The organism is Streptomyces sp. NPDC056296 (assembly GCF_042268605.1).
GTDB lineage: Bacteria > Actinomycetota > Actinomycetes > Streptomycetales > Streptomycetaceae > Streptomyces.
Genome location: NZ_JBHJRX010000033.1, coordinates 46,857 through 65,496, shown reverse-complemented (window position 1 = coordinate 65,496; position 18,640 = coordinate 46,857). Strand labels below are relative to the sequence as shown.

Annotated in this window: 15 protein-coding genes and 1 pseudogene; 3 read left to right on the top strand and 13 right to left on the bottom strand. The window is 70.3% G+C overall.

The annotated features are described in order from the left end of the window. Positions 1-101: 101 nt before the first annotated feature. From ACFCZF_RS24085 to ACFCZF_RS24060, 6 genes are all read right to left on the bottom strand, one after another. Positions 102-2,663 (bottom strand): carbohydrate-binding protein, encoded by a 2,562-nt coding sequence (locus tag ACFCZF_RS24085; protein WP_376673405.1) that lies wholly within the window; start codon positions 2,661-2,663, stop codon positions 102-104. Between the two features lie 268 nt (positions 2,664-2,931). After that, entirely contained in the window at positions 2,932-3,810 is an 879-nt protein-coding gene (locus ACFCZF_RS24080; protein WP_375919018.1) for a carbohydrate ABC transporter permease, read from the bottom strand. Between the two features lie 11 nt (positions 3,811-3,821). Continuing rightward, complete coding sequence (locus ACFCZF_RS24075) at positions 3,822-4,766, bottom strand: carbohydrate ABC transporter permease (RefSeq protein ID WP_375919015.1); 945 nt, start codon at positions 4,764-4,766, stop codon at positions 3,822-3,824. A 1-nt stretch (position 4,767) separates the two neighbouring features. Further along, positions 4,768-6,123 carry an ABC transporter substrate-binding protein gene (locus tag ACFCZF_RS24070; RefSeq protein WP_376673404.1) on the bottom strand — a complete coding sequence of 452 codons (1,356 nt, stop codon included), beginning with the start codon at positions 6,121-6,123 and terminating at the stop codon, positions 4,768-4,770. A 119-nt stretch (positions 6,124-6,242) separates the two neighbouring features. Further along, positions 6,243-7,262, bottom strand: a complete 1,020-nt coding sequence (locus ACFCZF_RS24065; protein WP_376673403.1) for a LacI family DNA-binding transcriptional regulator — start codon at positions 7,260-7,262, stop codon at positions 6,243-6,245. A gap of 113 nt (positions 7,263-7,375) precedes the next feature. Next, a complete protein-coding gene (locus ACFCZF_RS24060) occupies positions 7,376-7,696 on the bottom strand; it encodes an FCD domain-containing protein (protein WP_376673402.1) in 321 nt (106 codons plus the stop codon). Here ACFCZF_RS24060 and ACFCZF_RS24055 point away from each other — a divergent pair. After that, positions 7,688-7,987 (top strand): annotated as a pseudogene (locus tag ACFCZF_RS24055) (amidohydrolase family protein); the annotation flags it as partial. The gene ACFCZF_RS24060 and the pseudogene ACFCZF_RS24055 sit on opposite strands and share 9 nt — an antisense overlap. A 44-nt stretch (positions 7,988-8,031) precedes the next feature. Here the strand turns inward: ACFCZF_RS24055 and ACFCZF_RS24050 are convergent. The 5 genes from ACFCZF_RS24050 to ACFCZF_RS24030 all read right to left on the bottom strand — a co-directional run bounded on the left by ACFCZF_RS24050 (position 8,032) and on the right by ACFCZF_RS24030 (position 11,482). Beyond that, positions 8,032-8,499, bottom strand: coding sequence for a hypothetical protein (locus tag ACFCZF_RS24050; RefSeq protein WP_376673401.1), 468 nt, complete (start codon positions 8,497-8,499; stop codon positions 8,032-8,034). A 134-nt stretch (positions 8,500-8,633) separates the two neighbouring features. Beyond that, positions 8,634-9,206, bottom strand: coding sequence for a VOC family protein (locus ACFCZF_RS24045; protein ID WP_375918996.1), 573 nt, complete (start codon positions 9,204-9,206; stop codon positions 8,634-8,636). A 177-nt stretch (positions 9,207-9,383) separates the two neighbouring features. Beyond that, positions 9,384-10,232, bottom strand: a complete 849-nt coding sequence (locus tag ACFCZF_RS24040) for a fumarylacetoacetate hydrolase family protein (protein ID WP_375918992.1) — start codon at positions 10,230-10,232, stop codon at positions 9,384-9,386. Between the two features lie 209 nt (positions 10,233-10,441). Beyond that, on the bottom strand, positions 10,442-10,648 hold the full coding sequence (locus ACFCZF_RS24035; protein ID WP_376673400.1) for a hypothetical protein: 207 nt from the start codon (positions 10,646-10,648) through the stop codon (positions 10,442-10,444). A gap of 354 nt (positions 10,649-11,002) precedes the next feature. Then, entirely contained in the window at positions 11,003-11,482 is a 480-nt protein-coding gene (locus ACFCZF_RS24030) for an Lrp/AsnC family transcriptional regulator (RefSeq protein ID WP_375918987.1), read from the bottom strand. A 272-nt stretch (positions 11,483-11,754) separates the two neighbouring features. Here ACFCZF_RS24030 and ACFCZF_RS24025 point away from each other — a divergent pair, with 272 nt between their 5' ends. Further along, complete coding sequence (locus ACFCZF_RS24025) at positions 11,755-14,082, top strand: transketolase C-terminal domain-containing protein (protein ID WP_376673399.1); 2,328 nt, start codon at positions 11,755-11,757, stop codon at positions 14,080-14,082. 57 nt (positions 14,083-14,139) lie between these two features. Here ACFCZF_RS24025 and ACFCZF_RS24020 read toward each other — a convergent pair whose 3' ends face one another. Continuing rightward, positions 14,140-15,144: an ABC transporter substrate-binding protein gene (locus tag ACFCZF_RS24020; protein ID WP_376673398.1), complete on the bottom strand. Its 1,005-nt coding sequence runs from the start codon at positions 15,142-15,144 to the stop codon at positions 14,140-14,142. A gap of 216 nt (positions 15,145-15,360) precedes the next feature. Then, positions 15,361-16,551 (bottom strand): amidohydrolase family protein, encoded by a 1,191-nt coding sequence (locus ACFCZF_RS24015; protein WP_376673397.1) that lies wholly within the window; start codon positions 16,549-16,551, stop codon positions 15,361-15,363. A 728-nt stretch (positions 16,552-17,279) separates the two neighbouring features. On the opposite strand from ACFCZF_RS24015, the gene ACFCZF_RS24010 reads away from it, so the two are divergent. Beyond that, positions 17,280-18,587 carry an MFS transporter gene (locus ACFCZF_RS24010; protein WP_376673396.1) on the top strand — a complete coding sequence of 436 codons (1,308 nt, stop codon included), beginning with the start codon at positions 17,280-17,282 and terminating at the stop codon, positions 18,585-18,587. Positions 18,588-18,640: the final 53 nt, after the last annotated feature.

The following is an 18,640-nucleotide window of genomic DNA, read 5'->3' as shown; positions in this document are numbered from 1 at the left end:
CGATCGCGGCGGTGCCAACGGCACGCGAGGGGACCGAGGCATGCGGGGGCGGGGGGGAGGGGGGGGAAGGGGGGGCCCCCCCCCCCCGCGGCCTGTCCGGGTCACCAGCCGGAGTTGCCGCTCCCACGCTCGATGGTGAAGCCGCCGGCGACGTTCAGCGCGCCGCTCGCGGTACCGGTGACCTTGGTGTTGGAGAAGACGCCCTTGCCACCGGTGTTGATCTCGATGCCGTGGGCGCCCGTCCCGTCGATGGTCAGGCCGTCCACGCGCAGGTCGGTGACCTGCTTCTGGTAGGTGACGAGCAGCCCGCTGTAGGTGGAGTCCTCCACGGTGTTGTTCTTCAGGACCACGGGCTGGGTGATGTCGTGCCGGGTGGGGTCGGCGTAGACCCACAGGGCCCCGAGCCTGGCGTTCCAGTTCGGTTCCAGGCTGCCCGTACGGCGCAGTAGGTTGCCGGAGACGGTGGTCGTGCCGCTGAACGGCTCGCCGAAGCGGGTGCTGACGGCGATGCCGGCTGCGGAGGTGACGGTGTCGGAGATGAGGTTGTTCTCGACGCTGTTGCCGTTGCCGCCGTAGACGGCGGCGCCGTTGGCGAGCGTGGGCAGTTGCACGGTGTTGTTGCGGAACGCGCTGTTGGTCACGGCCGCTCCGTCCGACCACATGGCCAGGGCGTCGTCCCCGGTGCCGCGGATGCTGCTGTTGGACACGACGGTGTCCTTCACCGCGCCGTGCAGGTTCACGCCGTCCGCGAAGGTGTTGCGGATCCGCAGGTTTTCGGCCCGCAGGCCCGTGGTCGGGCCGGAGATCCACAGGCCGACCTTGGTGTGCTGGATCCAGACGTTGCGGATGGTGGAGTTGGTGCCGAAGTCGCCCTCGATGGCGGCGTGTCCGCCCGCGTCGTCACGGACGGTGTTCTGGCCGTCGATCATCAGGTCCTCGACGCTGGTGGTGCCGCCCCGGCCGAACAGGCCGCCCTTGAGGCCGGTGCCGCGCAGCACGGTGTGCCACATCCCCGCACCGCGCAGCTTCACTCCGGAGAGGCTGACGTGGTCGGAGATGTTGTAGGTACCGGCGGGGAGCCACAGACCCTTGCCCTGGCTCTTGGCCCTCTCCAGCGCGCCGTTGAGGGCGGAGGTGTCGTCCTGGTCGTCGTTCGGCGTGACGCCGAAGTCCCCGGCCGACACGTAGCCGCTGGGCAGCGTACCGGCCGCTGCGGTCTCCTCGGCCTCCAGCAGGTCGACGGTGTAGAAGGCGGCGCTGTCCGCGGCGTCCTTCTGCAGACGGACGACGGTGTTCGCCGGGAGCGTCCGGCCCAGGCTGATCCGGGTCTCGTCGAAGAAGCGGTGGCCCTTGCCCTCGCCGGGATTGTTCGTGTACGGGTACTCACCGTAGACCCAGGCAAAGCGCGAGGTCAGCCGGAGGTCGGGCAGCGCCTGGCCGCCGGCGTAGACGCTGAGGGACGCGTCGATGCCCCGGCCGTCGCTGCTGTCGGGCAGGGAGTAGCGCAGGTTGATCGCGTTGGCCGGCTTGGTCAGGGTGAACTCGACGTAGTCGCCGGTCCGGGCCAGTGTGACGGCCCTTCGGCCGGACGCCTCGGAGGCCGGGGACAGATAGGTGCGGCCGGGGCCGATGACCGAGGCGTTGGTGCGTCCCGCTTCTGCCTCGTAGGTGGTGAACGGCAGGGAAGCGCCTGTGCCCGACGGGTCCGGGTCGCCAGGATCGCCGGGTCCGGTGGGAGGGACAGCGACGAGGTGGTCGATGTTGACGTTGCCGCTGTCTCCGCTGGTGAACGTCAGCGCGAGGGCATTGGCACCCTTGGCGTAGGAGACCGGCACCGCGACCGTGGACCAGGTGGACCAGCCGTTCGTGGCCGGCAGCGTGACCTGCGCGGCCTTCCCGCCGACGGAGAGGGTCAGTGTCTTGTTCGAGCCGGTGCCGTTGGCGTAGCGGATGGTGACACTGCCCGCGCCGTCGTAGCTGGACTCCACGCTGGTGTTGAGGGAGGCGCGGCCCTTGTTCGCGTCGGTGAGGCCGCCGACGTAGCCGCTGCCGGTGTAGCCGCCGTGCTCACGCTCGGCGACCGCACCACCGGACAGGGCGGCGGACTCGGCCTCCAGGGGGGCGGGGGTGGCGGGGCCCGCCGTGTCGGGTGTGTCGGCGGTGAGACTGTCGAGGTTGACGTTGCCGCTGTCGCTGCTGGTGAATGTCAGTGCCAGGGCGTTGGCGCCCCGGGTGAAGGTGACCGGCGCGTCCACCGTGGACCAACTGTCCCAGTTGTCGGTGGCCGGCAGACTGACCTGGCCTGATGCGGTGCCGTTGACGAACAGCGACAGCGTCTTCGCCGACCCGGTGCCGTTGGCGTAGCGGATCTTCACCGACCCGGCACCGGCATGCGCGGACTGCACCGTGTACGTCACGGAGGCGGCGCCCCTGTGGGAGTCGGTGAAGCCGCCGACATAGCCGGTGCCGGTGTGGCCGGAGTGCTCCGTCTCCGTCACCGCACCACCCGACAGCCTCGCCGACTCAGCCTCCAGGACGGTGGAGGCGGCGTAGGCCGAGGGCGACGCGGCCGCGCTGTAGGCGACGGCGCCGGTGACGGTGAGGAGCAGGGCCGCTATCGCGGCGGAGGTTCTGGTGTGCGGGGCTCTTGCGTGGATTGACACGGCTGTGTGTCCTTCCGGGTCAGGGGCGGCTCGCCCTGGGGGGACCGCCGGTGGGGGGCCGACGGCGGTTGTGGGATGGAGACCCGTGCGTCACGGACGGTGGACAGCGGACGCGTACGCAAACGGGCGCGATGAATCCGGCTGTACGTCGACGGCGGTGCGGGCTTCCCGAACCGCTAGGCGTCCACGTACACGCTCGGGCCCGCACCGGTGCGGGAGGCGTCGCGGTGTCCCGACATGGCGTGCGTCCAGTGGGGCCGAGGCCCCCTCAGCCCTTGAGGCTGCCCGCCGTCAGTCCGGCGATGATGTGCCGTTGGAAAATCAGGAAGATCACCAGCAGAGGAATGGAGGCCATGACCATGCCGGCCAGGAGCTGATTGGCGGGCATGAACTCCGCCAGGCGGTTCAGGGCTACGGTGATGGGCTGGCGTGCGGGGTCGGGCAGGACCAGCAGCGGCCACAGGAAGTCCTTCCAGACACCGACCACCGCGAAGATGGACACGACCGCCAGTACCGGCCTGGACAGGGGCAGCACGACGTACCACAGCACGCGGACGGGACCGGCTCCGTCCAGGCGTGCGGATTCCAGCAGTTCAGCCGGTATCTGGTCGAAGAAGCGCTTGAGGATGAAGATGTTGAACGCGTTGGCGCAGGCCGGCAACCAGACCGCCCAGGGGGTGTTGATCAGATTGATGTGGAGCAGAGGGATGTCGGTGACGGTCAGGTAGGTCGGCACCAGCAGAGCGGAGACCGGCAGCATGAGCGTGGCGAGCATCATGCCGAGGACGACGTTGCCCAGTGCCGGTCGCAGTTTGGACAGTGCGTAGGCGGCCGCGACGTCGACGATGAGCTGGGTCAGCCAGGCACCGGCGGCCAGGAGCAGGGTGTTGAGGAAGTAGTCGCCCAGGCCGACGTTGGTCCACGCCTGGGGGTAGGACTCCGGGTGCCAGCTGTGCGGCCACAGCGTGGGGTGGGGATCGGCCAGTTCGGAGGAGGACTTGAGTGCCCCGCTCGCCATCCAGTACAGGGGGAAGAGGAAGGCGAGGGTGAAGCCGACGACGGTCGAGCCCAGCACGAACCGGTACAGGATGCGGCCGGTGCGGCGGTTCATCTCACCGGGGGCGATGAGGGTGCGCGATGCGGACATGGTCGTTCCTTTCAGCCCTTGCCGCGGCTCAGTCGCAGGTACACGGCGGCGAAGGCCCCCAGGACGACGAAGAGCACCGTGCTCATGGCACTGGCCATGCCGAAGTCGTTGTAGACGAACGCGTAGCGGTAGAGCAGCAGCAGGACGGTGACGGTGGCGTCGTTGGGTCCTCCGCCGGTCAGGACGAACGGTTCGATGAAGACCTGCATGGTGCCGATGACCTGCAGCAGCAGGGTGATCATCAGGATGAACCGCATGTGCGGGATGGTCACGTGGAACAGCCGCTGCCGGACGGACGCCCCGTCCAGCTCTGCCGCCTCGTACAGCTCGCCGGGGATGGAACCGAGGGCGGCGAGGTAGATCAGGGTGGTGGTGCCCATGTTGGCCCAGGTGGAGACCAGGACCAGGGAGAGCATGGCCATGTTCTCCGACTCCAGCCACTGCTGGGCCGGCAGGTGGAAGGTCTCCAGCACGGTGTTGAACAGGCCCGGTCCCGGATCGTAGAACCAGCGCCACAGCAGCATGGTCACGATCGGCGGCAGCATCACCGGGAGGTAGACCGTCATCCGCAGATAGGACCGGGCGTGCCGGAACTCGTTGAGCACCACGGCGGTGACGAACGGAGCGGCGAAGCCGAAGACCAGGGCGAGGAGCGTGAAGTACCCGGTGTTCTTCCACGCCGTGGCGAACAGCGGGTCGTCGAAGAGGCGCTGGTAGTTCTCCCAGCCCACCCAGGTGGCGGGCTGGGAGAAGCTGACCTGCTGGAAGCCAAGCAGCAGCCCCCGGACGATCGGGTACCAGGAGAACACGGCGAAGCAGATCAGCCCGGCGCCCAGGAAGGCGTACGCGGTCACGTTCTCACGGATGCGGCGCCGACGCCTGCGTGGTTGTTTCACGCTGTCTTTCTGCGGCTTGGCGGAGTGTTCCGGGGTCCGGGTCAGGGTCGGGGCCGCCATGTCACTTGACCGTCGCGAGAATGCCGTCGACCTTCTTGGCCGCGTCCTCCAGGAGCTGGTCGAGGTCGGCGTCCTTCTTCGTCAGAACGGCCTGCATCACGCCGTCCAGGACGGTGTAGATCTGCTGGGCGTTCGGCGGTTCGACCTTCTGCTCGATCTCGGCGTTGCGCTTGACGAAGGGCTTGTAGTTCTCCGTCGGCACGTTGGCGTACTTGGCATGGGCGGCGTCCTGCTTGGCCTCGGCCTGCCCGGTGAACAGGCGGTCCAGCGGCAGGCCGATGGGCACGTCACTGTCTGAGGCGCGCTTGTCCTCGAACTCGGTGCGGTCAGGGTTCAGGTACTTCCACTGGACCCACTCGATGCCGGCCTTGATCTTCTCCGGCGACGCCTTCGGGTTGAACATGAAGCCGTTGCCGCCGCCGAGGGTCGCCTGCCCCGGCATGGCCCCGACTCCGTACTCCTCGTACTTGCGCTCGAACTGCTTGACGATGGTCGGGATGTTGTCCGGCCCGGCCATGTACATACCGAGCTTGCCGGCGCCCATCATCTTCTGCACGTCCTCGATCTGCAGCAGCTGCCTCGAGCCCATGCTGTTGTCCGTCCAGCGCATGTCGTGCAGCATCCGCAGGGCCTTGCGGCCCGCGTCGCTGTCGAAGGCGGCCTTCCACTTGCCGTCCTCCTTTACCGCGACGTCGCCGCCCATGGAGTACACCCAGGCCGTGAAGTGCCAGCCGCCCTGGTTGTTCTTGCTGTAGTCGGCGTATCCGACGGTGCCGTCGCCCAGGGCGCTGATCTTCTTCGCCGCCGTGCGTACCTCGTCCCATGTGACCGGCGGGGACTGAGGGTCCAGGCCGGCCTTCTCGAACAGGTCGCGGTTGTAGATGAGGCCGAGCGAGTACTGGCCGTTGGGCAGGCCGTAGATCTTCCCGTCCGGCCCGGTGAATACCTTCAGGAACTCGGGTTTGATGTCTTTGAAGTGCGGCATGTCTTTCACGTACTGCGTGATGTCGGCCCCCTGGCGGCGCTGAATCAGGCCGGCGGGGTCGGTGAAGTAGACGTAGTACACGTCCTCCAGCTGGCCGCCGGCCAGTTTCGCGGAGAACGTCTTCGGGTCCATCTGCCCCTCACGGGCATCGATCTTGATCTTCGGGTGCGCCTTCTCGAAGGCCTTGACGTCCTCCTCGAAGTACTTGCGGTCCACCGGCTGGGTCTTGGGCGGCATGCCGTTCACCGTGATCGTGACGACTCCGTCCTTCCCGGCGGTGGACGACTCGCCGCTGCACGCGGCCAGCGCTCCCGTGAGGGCGCAGGCCACGCCCGTGGCTATGAACCGACGACGACTCTGGGTACCAGCCATGACACATCAGCCTTCCTGCGATGCACCCGCGCCTGTGAACCCCATCGCTCACAGCTCCAGCGGACACGCAGAAGGTAGAAGTCAGTTATGTAAAAAGTCAATGACCTGTTGCAAAATTCCTACGTCGGTGACTGGCGGGCCGGCCTTCCTGTGGAGTTGCGGACGATCAGCTCCGTCTGGAACAAGGTCACGCCGGGGCCGACCCGATGCCCCTGTATCTGCTGCGCCAAGGCTTCCACCGCGGCGTCGGCCATCCGGGCCACCGGTTGCCGGCACGTTGTCAGCGGGGGATCCACCGCCCCCATGAACAGCGAGTCGTCGAACCCGGTCACCGAGACGCCGCCCGGAACCGTCAGGCCCAGGCGCCGGACCCCACGGACTGCGCCAAGTGCCAGCTCATCACTGCCGCAAACGATGGCTGTCGCCCCGCGCGCCAGGAGCCCGGCTGCCGCCGCGGCTCCCGCCTCCATGGAGAACAACGCGTGCCCGACCAGGGGCATCCAGCGATCGGACGGCACCTGCCGGGCCTTCCAGAACGCGGCGAAAGCGGCCAGCTTGCGGGCCGACGGCACGTGCCCGACCGGACCGACCAGCAGCCCTATCCGCTCATGCCCCATCCCGGTCAGATGGGTGAGCGACTGGCTCACCGCGTCGGCGTCGTCGGCGCTGATCCGCACCGCGTCCGCGTTCTCGTCCGCCGGGTTGACCAGCACCAGCGGCACCTTGCGCTTTCTCAGGGCGGCCCCCTGTTCCGGCCCCGCATCGGCGTAACTGGATCCGATGAACACGATCCCCCCGATGTTCTGAGCCAGCAGCATCTCGATGTAGTTCGCCTCGGACACGCCATCAGATGTGCGAGTGCACAGCACGGGAATCCAGCCGCGCTTGTTGAGACGGCCGGCGATGGCCTCCGCGAACGCCGGGAACACCGGGTTCTGCAGGTCTGGCACCACCACGCCGATCAGCGGACTCCGTTCGCCCTTCACGGCCGTCGGCCTGGGCAGCCCCAGAATGTCCAACGCCCTCAGTACCCGCTCCCGCGTCGCAGGGGCGACCAGAGGGCTGTCGTTGAGGGCCCGCCGGACCGTCGCCTCGCTGACGCCCGCGAACTGTGAGACTTCGGTCAGCTTCTTGTTCATGGGCGCACCGTATAACACTGCTGCAAAATGTGGTCAGAGAACCGCAAGTCTTTTGCATCGATCCTCCGGTGGCCCCTGCCGTCGCGTCGCCGGGCGCCCTCCCGGCGGAACGGTCAGCGTTCTGCGGCGTGGTCCTCGGACGACTGAAGACTCGTGTGGTGTTCGTGGATCAGTCGCAGTGCCTCGTCGCGGTCCTGCCGGTCCAAGGCGTCGACCAAGTCGCGGTGGAGTTCGTGCCGGTGCGCGATGTACTCGCCCAGGGGCTGCTCGCTCGTCGGCAGCACCGTCAGCGTGTGGCTCTCGATCAGGTCGAGCAGATGGGTGTACAGCGAGCTGAGCAGCACGTTCGGACTGATCGCGGCGATGGCGGCGTGCAGGCGCCAGTTGGCGTGGACGAAGGCCACGGGATCCGCGGCGTCCACGGCGTGCTCCATGGCGGTGATGTGGCGGCGCAGTCCCGCGAGGTCGGCGGGTGGGCGCCCTTCCAGGTCGAGCACGGCGCGAGCATCCACCACGAACTCGGACTGCTCGTCGCGGCCGGCCTCACCCCGGCCGAGGCGCTGCGTTCCGCCACCGTCCTGCCCGCCCGGCACTTCGGTCTCGGCGACCGGGGCTCGGTCGCCCCCGGACTCCGCGCCGACCTGCTCCTGGTCGACGGGGACCCCCTGGCCGACATCGGGGCCACCCGCGCCCTGCGCCACATCTGGTGCGCGGGCGCCGAGCTGGTCCCGGCCGCCCGGCGGCCGGGACCCGACCAGCTCCTCGGCGGTCAGGCCGAGAGCGGGTATGTGCCGTCGCCGGCGAGGCGCTCGTAGGCACGACGCACCGCCGGCACCAGCCGGGCGGCGGACTCCGGGTCGGCGTGATCGGCCCGGAGGCGCAGGATGTTCCCGTTGCGCAGGTCCGCGGGAACGTCTTCGCCACGAGCCGTGACGAGGGCGTGGAAGTGCGGATGGTTCTCGCCGAAGACCAGCAGGTACGTCGCGGGCGCGCCGGTCGCCTCGGTCACCGCCGCGACCAGGTCGCGGGCGCGGCGGGCGAACGTGGCCAGCTCGGCCTCGTCGAGCCCGGTGATGCGCTCGGCGTGCCGACGGACCCGCAGGACGAACCAACCGGGTACGTCGTAACCAGGCACCGTTTCCCCCGACCAGAGAGGGTCACGGAAAACGACGGCGCTGTCTTCGCTCTGTTCCAGGCCGCACATGAAGCAGTCGGCGTGGTGGCTGGAGGTGCTCAAGGATTCCCCTAGACGGTGGGTACGGGCGGACGGGTGGGCGGGGCGACGGCCTCGCGCCGTCCCGTGGTGGCGCGCCGACGGGGTGCCGGTCTCGTCCCGGCACCCCTGGTCCGACGTCTTGGCCCGCTCCTCGCTCAGACCGCCCCGGTGAGGACCAGCATCGGATCGGGCAGGTCGCTCTTCAGGGCCCATGACCGGTGGACCAGGTCCTCGACGGCCGCTCCGCCGCGGCGGGCGGCGAGCATGGCCTCGGGGTCGAAGGCGGGACCGACGGCGTCGGCGCTGTACTCCGGCCCCCTCATGTAGCCGGTGGCCTCGTCCGGGTCGGCGAAGTTGTCGATCTGCATCTCCACGAAGCTGCCGTCCGGGTCCTGGTAGTACAGGGACGTGGTGACGCCGTGGGCGATGCACACCGCCGGGGTGAGGCCCTTGTCGCGCAGCAGCTCGTAGCGGGCGAGGAGGTCGTCGAGATGGTCGAAGGTGTAGGCGACGTGGTGGGCCGCTGCCGTCAGGGGCGACTTGCGCTCCAGCGGGACCGGCGGGGTGAGCAGGGCGACGCGGTGGTGCTCCTCGTCGTAGGTGATGAAGCACAGGCTGTCGTTCTGGAACACCACGTGTCCGTCGAGAACGGCGCAGTACCAGTCCCGCATGGCGGTGGGGTTGCTCGTCTGGAACACGACGTGGGCGAACTTCGGTGTGGCGGTCATCCGATCCTCCTCGATCGAATCTGCGGGCGTCCACCCGTGGTGGCGTTTCACCGGCCGGCCTGCCGACAGGCCGGTGGCCGGGGTCAGGTGGCCCGGTGGTGCGCCCGCACTCTCAGTATCCGACGGTTCATGCGGGTAGGTGCGTGCGACCACGTAAGTACGCGGTCGCCGTAGGTGTCAGGTCTGTGCGACGAAGCGCTGGCGCAGTTCGCCGATGCCCTCGATGGTGCTGACCAGCTCGTCTCCGGGAGCGAGCCAGCGCTGCGGGTCACGGCCCAGGCCGACGCCGGCCGGGGTTCCGGTGAACACGAGGTCGCCGGGGAGCAGGGGGATGACCGAGGACAGTCGGGCGAGCAGCTCGGGTACGGAGAAGATCAGGTCGCCGGTGCGGCTCTTCTGGACCTCCTCGCCGTTCACCGTGCAGCGCAGTCCCAGGTCGTCGCGGTCGTCGAACGCGTCGGGCGTGACCACCCACGGTCCGATGGGGGCGAAGCCCGGGAAGGACTTGCCGAGGCTGAACTGCGGTGATGGTCCTTCGAGTTGGGTGATGCGCTCGGAGATGTCCTGGCCGACGGTCAGCCCGGCGACGTGGTCCCAGGCGGCCTCCGCGGAGACATGGTGGGCGCGGGTGCCGATGACGACGACGAGTTCGATCTCCCAGTCGGTGTGGCCGCCGGGTGGGAGGGCCACCTCGGTGACGGGGCCGGTGATGCTGGTGGCGAACTTGGTGAAGACCGGCGGCATGGTTTCGGGCAGGGCGAATCCGGACTCGGCGGCGTGGTCACGGTAGTTGAGGCCGGCGGCGACGATCTGCCGCGGGGCGGGCACGGGGGCGCCCAGACGCGCGGGGTCCAAGGCGCTGCCCTCGGGTGGGCGGGTCTCCGCCGCCCACTGGCGGAACTCCTCCCACCGCTCGTAGACGGCCTGCGGGTCCGCGGAGAAGCGGCCACCGCTGGCCTCCTCGACATCGACGGCGAGACCGTCGACGACGAGGACCAGGCGACCGGAGAGGTTGGCGATGCGCACGGAGCTGCTCCTGTGTTCTTTGTTGTTGCCAGCGGTCGTGTGGCCCGGCCGGTGGGTCGGGCCGGGGGTGGCTTCTCGTCGACCCGGACCCGCCCGACACTCACCCGCCTCGCGTCGACTGCGGCACTGTCCACACCGTAAGGCGCTATATGTGATAACAGCAAGAAGGTGGGGCGACGAATTCCTTCTGAACGAGTGGTGGGCGGGGCTCAGGCGTCCCTGTCGGCGTCATCCGCGTCCACATCGTCGGCGACACCGGCCCCGACGTCCGTGAGAGCCGCGCTCTGCGGCGGCACGACCAGACCGATCCGCCCGCCGACGGCACGGAGCCGAGGTGCGGTGGACGGGGTGGAGCGACGTTCGGGGACGCTTCGGGCGCCGGACCAGACCCGGCGCACTCCGCTGAGGGCGTCCATGAGTGCCTCGATTCGGTGTTCGGCCCACACGCGAGGGAATCGGCCGGTACGGATACCGGGGCCGACCACTCGCACAGGTGGGGATACGGGGATACAGCGGCGAAGGAGCGGCCGCGGCCGCGTCCGTGGACACGGCGCCGGTCCACCGGCGGAGCGCCGGGACGCCGACACGAACGTGTCGGGTGCCGTGTGGCGGCACATTAGGGCGCCATCGCGGCCCACGGCAAGAGGCGGGCGCCTGAAGACGGCCCAGGGCCAGTCGCTTCGTACCGAGGTTCGCGCCGCGGTGCTCGACCCGGGCACCGGATCGAGGCCTGTAACCCCGTAGACGTTCCCCCGCGGCGTGGCCGGCGATCAGCGGGCGGCGGAGCGGCGCAGCAGCGGGGCGAGCCGGTAGCCGACCAGCTGACGCATGACCAGTGCCGTACTGGTGCGCTCCACGCCGGGGATGTCGAGGATCTGGCCGGCCACGCGGTACAGGTCCTCGGCGTCGGTCGCGACCACATGGACCAGCAGGTCGGTGTCGCCGGTCAGTCCGTGCACCTGGAGAACCTCGGGAATCGCCGCGAGCGCCTGCGCGACCTGATCCAGCCTGCGCTGTGCCACCTGAGTGGTCACGAACGCGGTGAGTGGATAGCCGAGAGCCGCGGGGTCGACGCACCGCTCGAAGGAGTCCACGGCACCCGTACGGTCCAGTGCGGCCAGCCGCGCCTGGACGGTGTTGCGGCTCAAACCGCTCGCCTCGGCGAGTGCCACCGTGGTGGCCCGAGGGTGGGCGGCGAGTGCCAGAAGGAGGCGCGCGTCGGTGGGGTCGATCCGCTCGGAGCTGGGCACGATGCGCACCTTCCGGGGCTGAGAGGGCGGGTGATTGGGCATTCTGCGTAATTTCCTCGCGGGTTCTTGTGCGCCATCCTGACCTGGTGGTCTCCTCGTCTGCAACGATCCCGCCCCTGGCAGCACGCCGCCGACCGTGATCCGGTCGTGAGCCGGCCCGACGCGCGCCGGGGCACACCCGGTGAGCTCTTCACGCCGCCGTGGTACGTCCCAAGTCACAGCCGGCCGCACGTCTGCGTGCCGGATGTGCCGAGCGAGGAGACCGTTTCGTCATGACCACCGCACCAGCCGCCCCCGGGCGGACCACGGCCGCCGCCCTCGACGTGCTGCACGACATCGAGGACCGTGTGCTGTGGCTTTCCAGCGCGATCGTGCACCATGCCAACCGGGTGCGCCCCAACCCGTCGGGGCTCAAGGTCGGCGGACATCAGGCATCGTGCGCGTCGATGGTGTCGATCATGACGGCCCTGTGGTTCCGTCATCTGCGCCCCGAGGACAGGGTCTCGGTCAAGCCGCACGCGTCCCCGGTCCTGCACGCCATCAATCACCTGCTCGGCGAACTGGACACCTCCTACCTGTCCACGCTGCGCGCCTTCGGCGGTCTCCAGAGCTACCCGAGCCGGTCCAAGGACCCCGACCCGGTCGACTACTCCACCGGGTCGGTGGGCATCGGGGCCACGGCGACGATCTGGGGTGCCCTGGCCCGCCGCTACGCGGACAAGAGCGCGGGAGGGGGTTTCACCGGCCGGCAGTACGCGCTGCTGGGGGACGCGGAGCTGGACGAGGGCGCGGTGTGGGAGGCGCTGCTGGACCCGCAGGTCGCCGAACTCGGCGAACTGGTCTGGATCGTCGACCTCAACCGGCAGTCCCTCGACCGTGTCGTGCCGAACATCGCCGCCGGCCGCCTGCACGGCATGTTCGCCGCGGCCGGCTGGCAGGTGCTCACCCTCAAGTACGGCACACTCCTGGAGAAGCTGTGCGCGCGCCCCGGCGGCCACGCACTGCGGGCCCGTATCGACGACATGTCCAACCCGGAGTACCAGCGTCTGCTGCGCTGCTCCGCCGGCGAACTGCGTGACCGGCTGCCCGGCACCGGCCCCGAAGCCCCGGCGATCACCGCGCTGCTCGCCGAGACCGACGACGCCACCCTGATGGAGGCGGTCCGCAATCTGGGCGGTCACGACCTGTCCGCCCTCGACACCGCGCTGTCCGAGGTGGACGACCACCGGCCCACGGTGATCTTCGCGTACACCGTCAAGGGTCACGGGCTGCCCACCCAGGGGCACCCGCAGAACCACTCCTCCCTGCTGACGGAGGAGCAGATGCGGCAGCTGGCGGACGAGTTGGGAGCCGACCTCGACCACCCCTGGGAGGGCTTCGCCGCGGACTCGCCGGCGGCCCGGCTCTGCGAGGAGACGGCGGCCGGGTTGCGCCGGGACGCCGTTCCCGAGGCGCGGTTCCCGGCGATTCCGACGGACATCGGCCGCACCCCGACGGGCGTGGCGACGACCCAGGCCGCCCTGGGCCGGGTGCTGCTCGACCTGACGCGCAGTGCGCCCGAGGCGGCGCGCCGGGTGGTGACGGTCAGTCCCGACGTCAGCTCGTCGACCAACCTGGGCGGCTGGGTCAACAAGGTCGGCGTCTGGTCGCCCACCGAGCGCGTGGACTGGTTCGCCGACGACGCGGAGACCATCCTGCACTGGAGGGAGCGGCCGACCGGCCAGCACATCGAACTGGGTATCGCCGAGACCAACCTCGTCGGTCTCCTCGGAGAGCTGGGCGCGACCTGGAGCCGCTGGGGCGAGCCACTGCTGCCCATCGGTGTGATGTACGACCCCTTCGTGCAACGCGCGCTGGAACCCTGGTCCTTCGGTATGTACGCCGGCGGTCAGTCGATCCTGGTCGGAACGCCGTCCGGCGTCACCCTCGCGCCCGAGGGCGGTGCCCACCAGTCCATCACCACGCCGTCCCTCGGTATCGAGCAGCCCGGCTGCACGACCTGGGAGCCGGCGTTCGCCCTCGACACCGAATGGGCGCTGCTGGCCGCCCTGTCCCGCCTCGGCAGGCCCGACGGCGGCTCCGCCTACCTGCGGCTGTCCACCCGCCCCGTCGACCAGAGCCTCGCCCGGGTCCCCGCCGATCCGGCGGCCCGGGAACGCCGCCGCCGCCAGGTCGTCGCCGGCGCCTACCCGCTGCGCCGGCAGGACGGCGCCCGGGTCACCATCGCCGCCATGGGCGCCATGGTGACCGAGGCCCTGGCCGCGGCGGACCGTCTCCAGAACCTCGGCATTCCGGCCGACGTGGTGTGCGTGACCAGCCCGGGGCTGCTCTACCGGGCGCTGGACGCCCGCGCCGGGCACGGCGAGGCGCCCGACTGGATCCTGGACCAGGTCTTCCCCGCTGAACGGGCCACCCCGCTGGTCACCGTTCTTGACGGTCACCCGCACACCCTCGCCTTCCTGTCCACCATCCACCGAGTGCCGATCCGCAGGCTGGGCGTCACGCGCTTCGGCCAGTCGGGCTCCCTGGACGAGGTCTACCGCTACCACGGGATCGACACCGACAGCATCGTCGGCGCCGCACTCGATCTCACCCAGTGAGAAGTGCCGTACGGGGCCGGTGTCGAGAGGTCGACGCCGGCCCCGTACAGCACGCGGTCAATCCTTCCTGGGCGCCGCCACCAGGTCCTCGGCCTTCGGCAAGGTGCCGTGGATCTGTCCCGACGCCGCGACGGCCTCGATCCACGGCGTCAGTGCCTCCGGGGAGATGGACGTGTCCCAGTCGGGCAGCGGAGCCGTCGCCGCCATCTTGCGCAGCAGCTCCAGCGCGGACGACAGGAAGGCCCGGGCCTCCTGCTCGTGGGACGAGGCCCACCAGTCCGCCGAGTCGAGGGCCGCGACGAAGGAGGAGACGGTCTCCGGGTTCTTCTCCGCCCACTCGCGTTCCGCTATCCACATGCCGGCGACGGCGGGGGAGTCGATCGACAGGAAGGGATCGCCGAGCGAGCGGTGCCCGGCGGCCTGCACCGCGCCCATGTACGGCTGGACCGTCGCGACGGCGTCGACCCGCCCGGAGTCGAGTTCTCCGAGCATGCCGGAGAAGGGCACCTCGACGAGCTGGACGTCGTCGACGTCCACGCCCGCCCTGTTGAGAGACGTCAGCACCGCCAGGAACAGGGTTCCGGACAGGGACGGCACCGCCATCCGCTTGCCGCGAAGGTCGGTCGGCGAGTCGACCGTGCCCGACTCGGCGGCGTACATCTGGCCCTGCTGGCGTTCGTCGCTGTCGACGTAGGCCCCGGCGATCACGGTGATGTCGTGGCCCTGCGAGGCGGCCGCGATGACGTCGGCGGGCGTACCCCAGACGATGTCGTACTCCCAGCCGAGCGAGGTGGCGAAGGACGTGATGCGCGTGCTCGGGTGCGAGGAGATCGTCACGTCGATGCCGTGGTCGGCGAAGTCGCCGTTCTTCTCGGCCAGCAGGGGCAGGCTCGGTGGTGCCGCGTCGACGAGTGCCACGCGTACGGTGGTGTCCTCGGCCTCCCCGGTCTCGGCGGAAGCGGAGCAGCCGACGGCCGCGGTCATCGTCAGTCCGAGGGCCGCGAGCAGGGCGGGGACGCCTCTCGGCCGGTGCATGGAGTCGGTCAGAGCTGGGAGATTCATGGCGCCGCTTCTTCGGTGGATGAACGTGGATGAACGCGGAGCGCCCGCAGACGCTCGGTGACCCTTGCTGTGCTCTGTGCCGGCGATGTGGCCGGTGCCGGAGAGTGTCCTGCGTCGGCCGACGGCCGGGTCACCGCCCCTCCCGGCCGGCTGTCCGGCCGGGAGGGGCGGTGGTCCGCTCGGCGGACGTGTCGGCCGCGGTGGTCCGAGAGCCGGTCAGGTGGCGGGGGAGTACTCGACGCCGCCGACCCAGACGCGCCGGACGGCGCGGGTCGCGGTGATGTCGGCGAGCGGGTCGCCGTCGACCAGGAGGAGGTCGGCGCGGTACCCGGGGCGGATGACGCCGCGGTCCCGCAGTCCGAAGGACCGGGCGGGCAGACTGGTCGTGGCCCGCAGCGCCTCAAGGGTGGTGAGACCCGTCCGGACCAGCAGCTCCAGCTCGTGGTGGAGGCTGGAGCCGAACGGCGGCTGCACCGGTATCCCCGGAGTGCTGTTGGCGTCCGTGCCCGCCAGTATCCGTGCGCCGGCGCGCCGCAGCGCGGCGACGCTGCCCTCGGCGGCCGCGTAGTCCATGCCCGGTATCCCGAGCCCGGCGAATCCCTCCATCATCGTCAGAGTGGGTACGGCGACGGTGCCGGTGGCGGCGTACCGTGCCGCCACCTCGGCGGGCAGGGCGTTGTCGAGGGGCACGTGGTGGATCATGTCGACGTCCGCGTCCAGCGCCCGCTCGGCCATGGCCGTGGTGGTCGCATGGGCCATGACGAGCTTGCCGAAGGAGTGCGCCGCCGTCGTCACGGCCTCGATGGTCTCCGGGGTCAGCCCTGGTTCATCGATGATGATCTTGATGTAGTCGGACCCCTCGGCGATCCTGGCGCGCACGAACCGGGACGCCTGGTCCGGCCCGGTCAGGACCGCGTCCGCCGGGAAGGTCGGCAGCCGGCTCTGCGGGCTCCCGGGCGCGACCGCCGGAGTGCCGGCACTGCGGATGTCGGGCAGGCCGGGCAGTCCGCGCAGCGAGTCGACGACCGAGGGCGGGAAGCAGGCCATGTCCAGTCCGGTGGTCACGCCGGAACCGGCCAGCTGGTGCAGGGTGTTGACGTCCCGCAGGTGGACGTGCGAGTCGATCAGTCCCGGTAGCAGCACCGCGCCCGCGCAGTCGATGCGACGTGCGCCGAGGGCGCTGATCCCGATCCGTCCGTTGTCGACGACCACGGTGCGCGGCGTGGTCACCCGGTCCCCGTCGAAGACCCGGACATTGGTCAGCGCGACCTTGTCGCCGAGGCGGACGGAGTGTGCCTGCGCGTGTGCGGCGGCGGGCGCCGCCAGCGCCTGCACCCCTGCGACGGCGATGCCGGCCGCCGCGGCCGTCTTGAAGAAGTCACGCCGGTTCGTGTCGTTGATGCACATCGTTGTGTGCCTTTCTGCCGGGCGGGAGCGGGCATGTGTGCGGCGTTCGTGCCTCCGGCTCGCCAGTGGCGACGGTGGTCGGCCGTCGGCGCGGTGTGCCGAGGGGGTGCGACTGCCGGTCGTACGGGCTCGGGTGTTCCGGGCGCGGGCGGGCAGTCCGACGGCGGTGCCGGTGGGCGCGGCCGTGGCGGCCTCGGCCGGGCGGGGCGGTGCCGGGAGGACGGACCGACCGTAGCCGCTATATGTGATAACAACAACCCTCGGCGCAGACTGTGCCGGCGCCGGCTTCCGACCACACCGCAGGACGCCCCTCGGAGGGCCGCGCGTTCGCGGTGGGACCGGCACAGGCATTGACACGCGCACATGATGGGCTTCAGCATCACTGCCAGTTCCCTGCGGCGTGACCGCGACGGGACGGGGCCTTGCGCCCCGCCCGTGCCCGCGCCGCAGCACGTCCGTGACGCCCGGCGACGCGTCCCGGCGACGTAACGCCCCGTGTGCCGCCCACTGTCGGCCACCGGGTGCGCCCTCCCGAGCAGAAATCCCCACCGCGGCACCCTGTGCCCATGGCGGGGCGCATGGTCCACGGACGAACGCTCCGGTCCCGGCCCCGCCGAGCGCGGTCGGGCGTCGGCGGGCATCCCACGATCGTCCCGATCCTCTGTCACGCCTTCTCCGGCATCGCCGTGGCCTTCCCACTCGTGCAGTCCCTCATGAGGAGTACGGACATGAACCCCACCCCCGGCACACCCACGACCGGGGCCCGCCCCGGTCCAGCGGTGGCCCTCGGGCTCGTCATCCTGTGCATCGAGGGGTACGACCTCTTCATCCTGGGTGCGGTCGGCCCCTCCCTGCTGTCCCATCCCGACTGGGACGTCACCAAGTCGACGCTGGGACTGCTGGGCAGTCTCACCGCGCTCGGCATGCCCCTGGGTTCCATCGCCGCCGGCTGGGCCGGTGACCACTACGGCCGGCGTCTACCCATGGTCATCAGCCTGGCCTGGCTCTCCGTGAGCATGCTGCTGAGCGCCGGGGCCGGCGACCTGACCCTCTTCGCGGCGACCCGGTTCCTCACCGGCATGGGCATCGGCGCCCTGATCCCCCTCGTCACCGCGTACGTCAGCGAAGCGGCCACACCCGCCCGCCACTCCCTCCAGGTGGGCACCGCCACGACGGGACTGGCCATCGGGGGAATCCTCACCGGCGTCGTGGGCCGGACCCTGCTGCCGGAGTGGGACTTCCGTACGCTCTTCCTCTTCGGGGCGATCCCGCTGGTGCTGATCCCCGTGGTGTGGCGCCTGGTCCCCGCCGTCGTGCGGGACCGAACAGCGCAGGCTCCGCACGACGCGGCCGAGGCCGAGGCCGCGGCCATACCGTCCGCGGCCGAGCCGCACGACTCCGCCAACCGGCTCCGTCAACTGCTCGCCCCGCAGTACCGCCGCTCCACCCTGCTGTTCTGGGCGGCCACGTTCGCCGGGCTCGTCATCGTCTACGGTGCCAGCACCTGGCTGCCCACGCTGATGGTCGACTCCGGGTACGACCTGGGCTCTTCGCTCGAGTTCTCCATCGCGTTCAACGTAGGCGCCGTCATCGGCACCATCGGCGCCGCCCTGGTCGCCGACCGCGGACTGCTGAAGGCCGCCACGATCGTCAGCTTCCTCCTCGCCGCCGTCGCCATGATCACCCTGAGCACGCCGCAGCCGCGCCCGCTGCTTCTCGTCGCCTCCGCCGTCGCCGGCTTCGGGGCGCTCGGTACCCAGGCGCTCGTCAACATCTATGTGGCGCACGCCCATCCGGCGCGCCTGCGCGGCACTGCGCTGGGCTTCAGCCTCGGCGTGGGACGCGTCGGCGCCATCGTCGGCCCCAGCTACCTGGCCGCCGTCACGGTGCTGATCAGCTCGTCCCAGGCCGGCTTCTACGCCTTCGTCGTCCCGGCACTCCTCGGCGCGGTCCTGATCGGGCTGCTGAGGCCGGGCCGGCGTCCGTCCGCCACCGAACCCGCCGGCGCGCACTCCGAGGCGCCCGTCGTCCAGTGACCGAGGGGCCCGTCGCACGCGTACAGCCCCTGGGGGGGGGGGGAGAGGAGGGA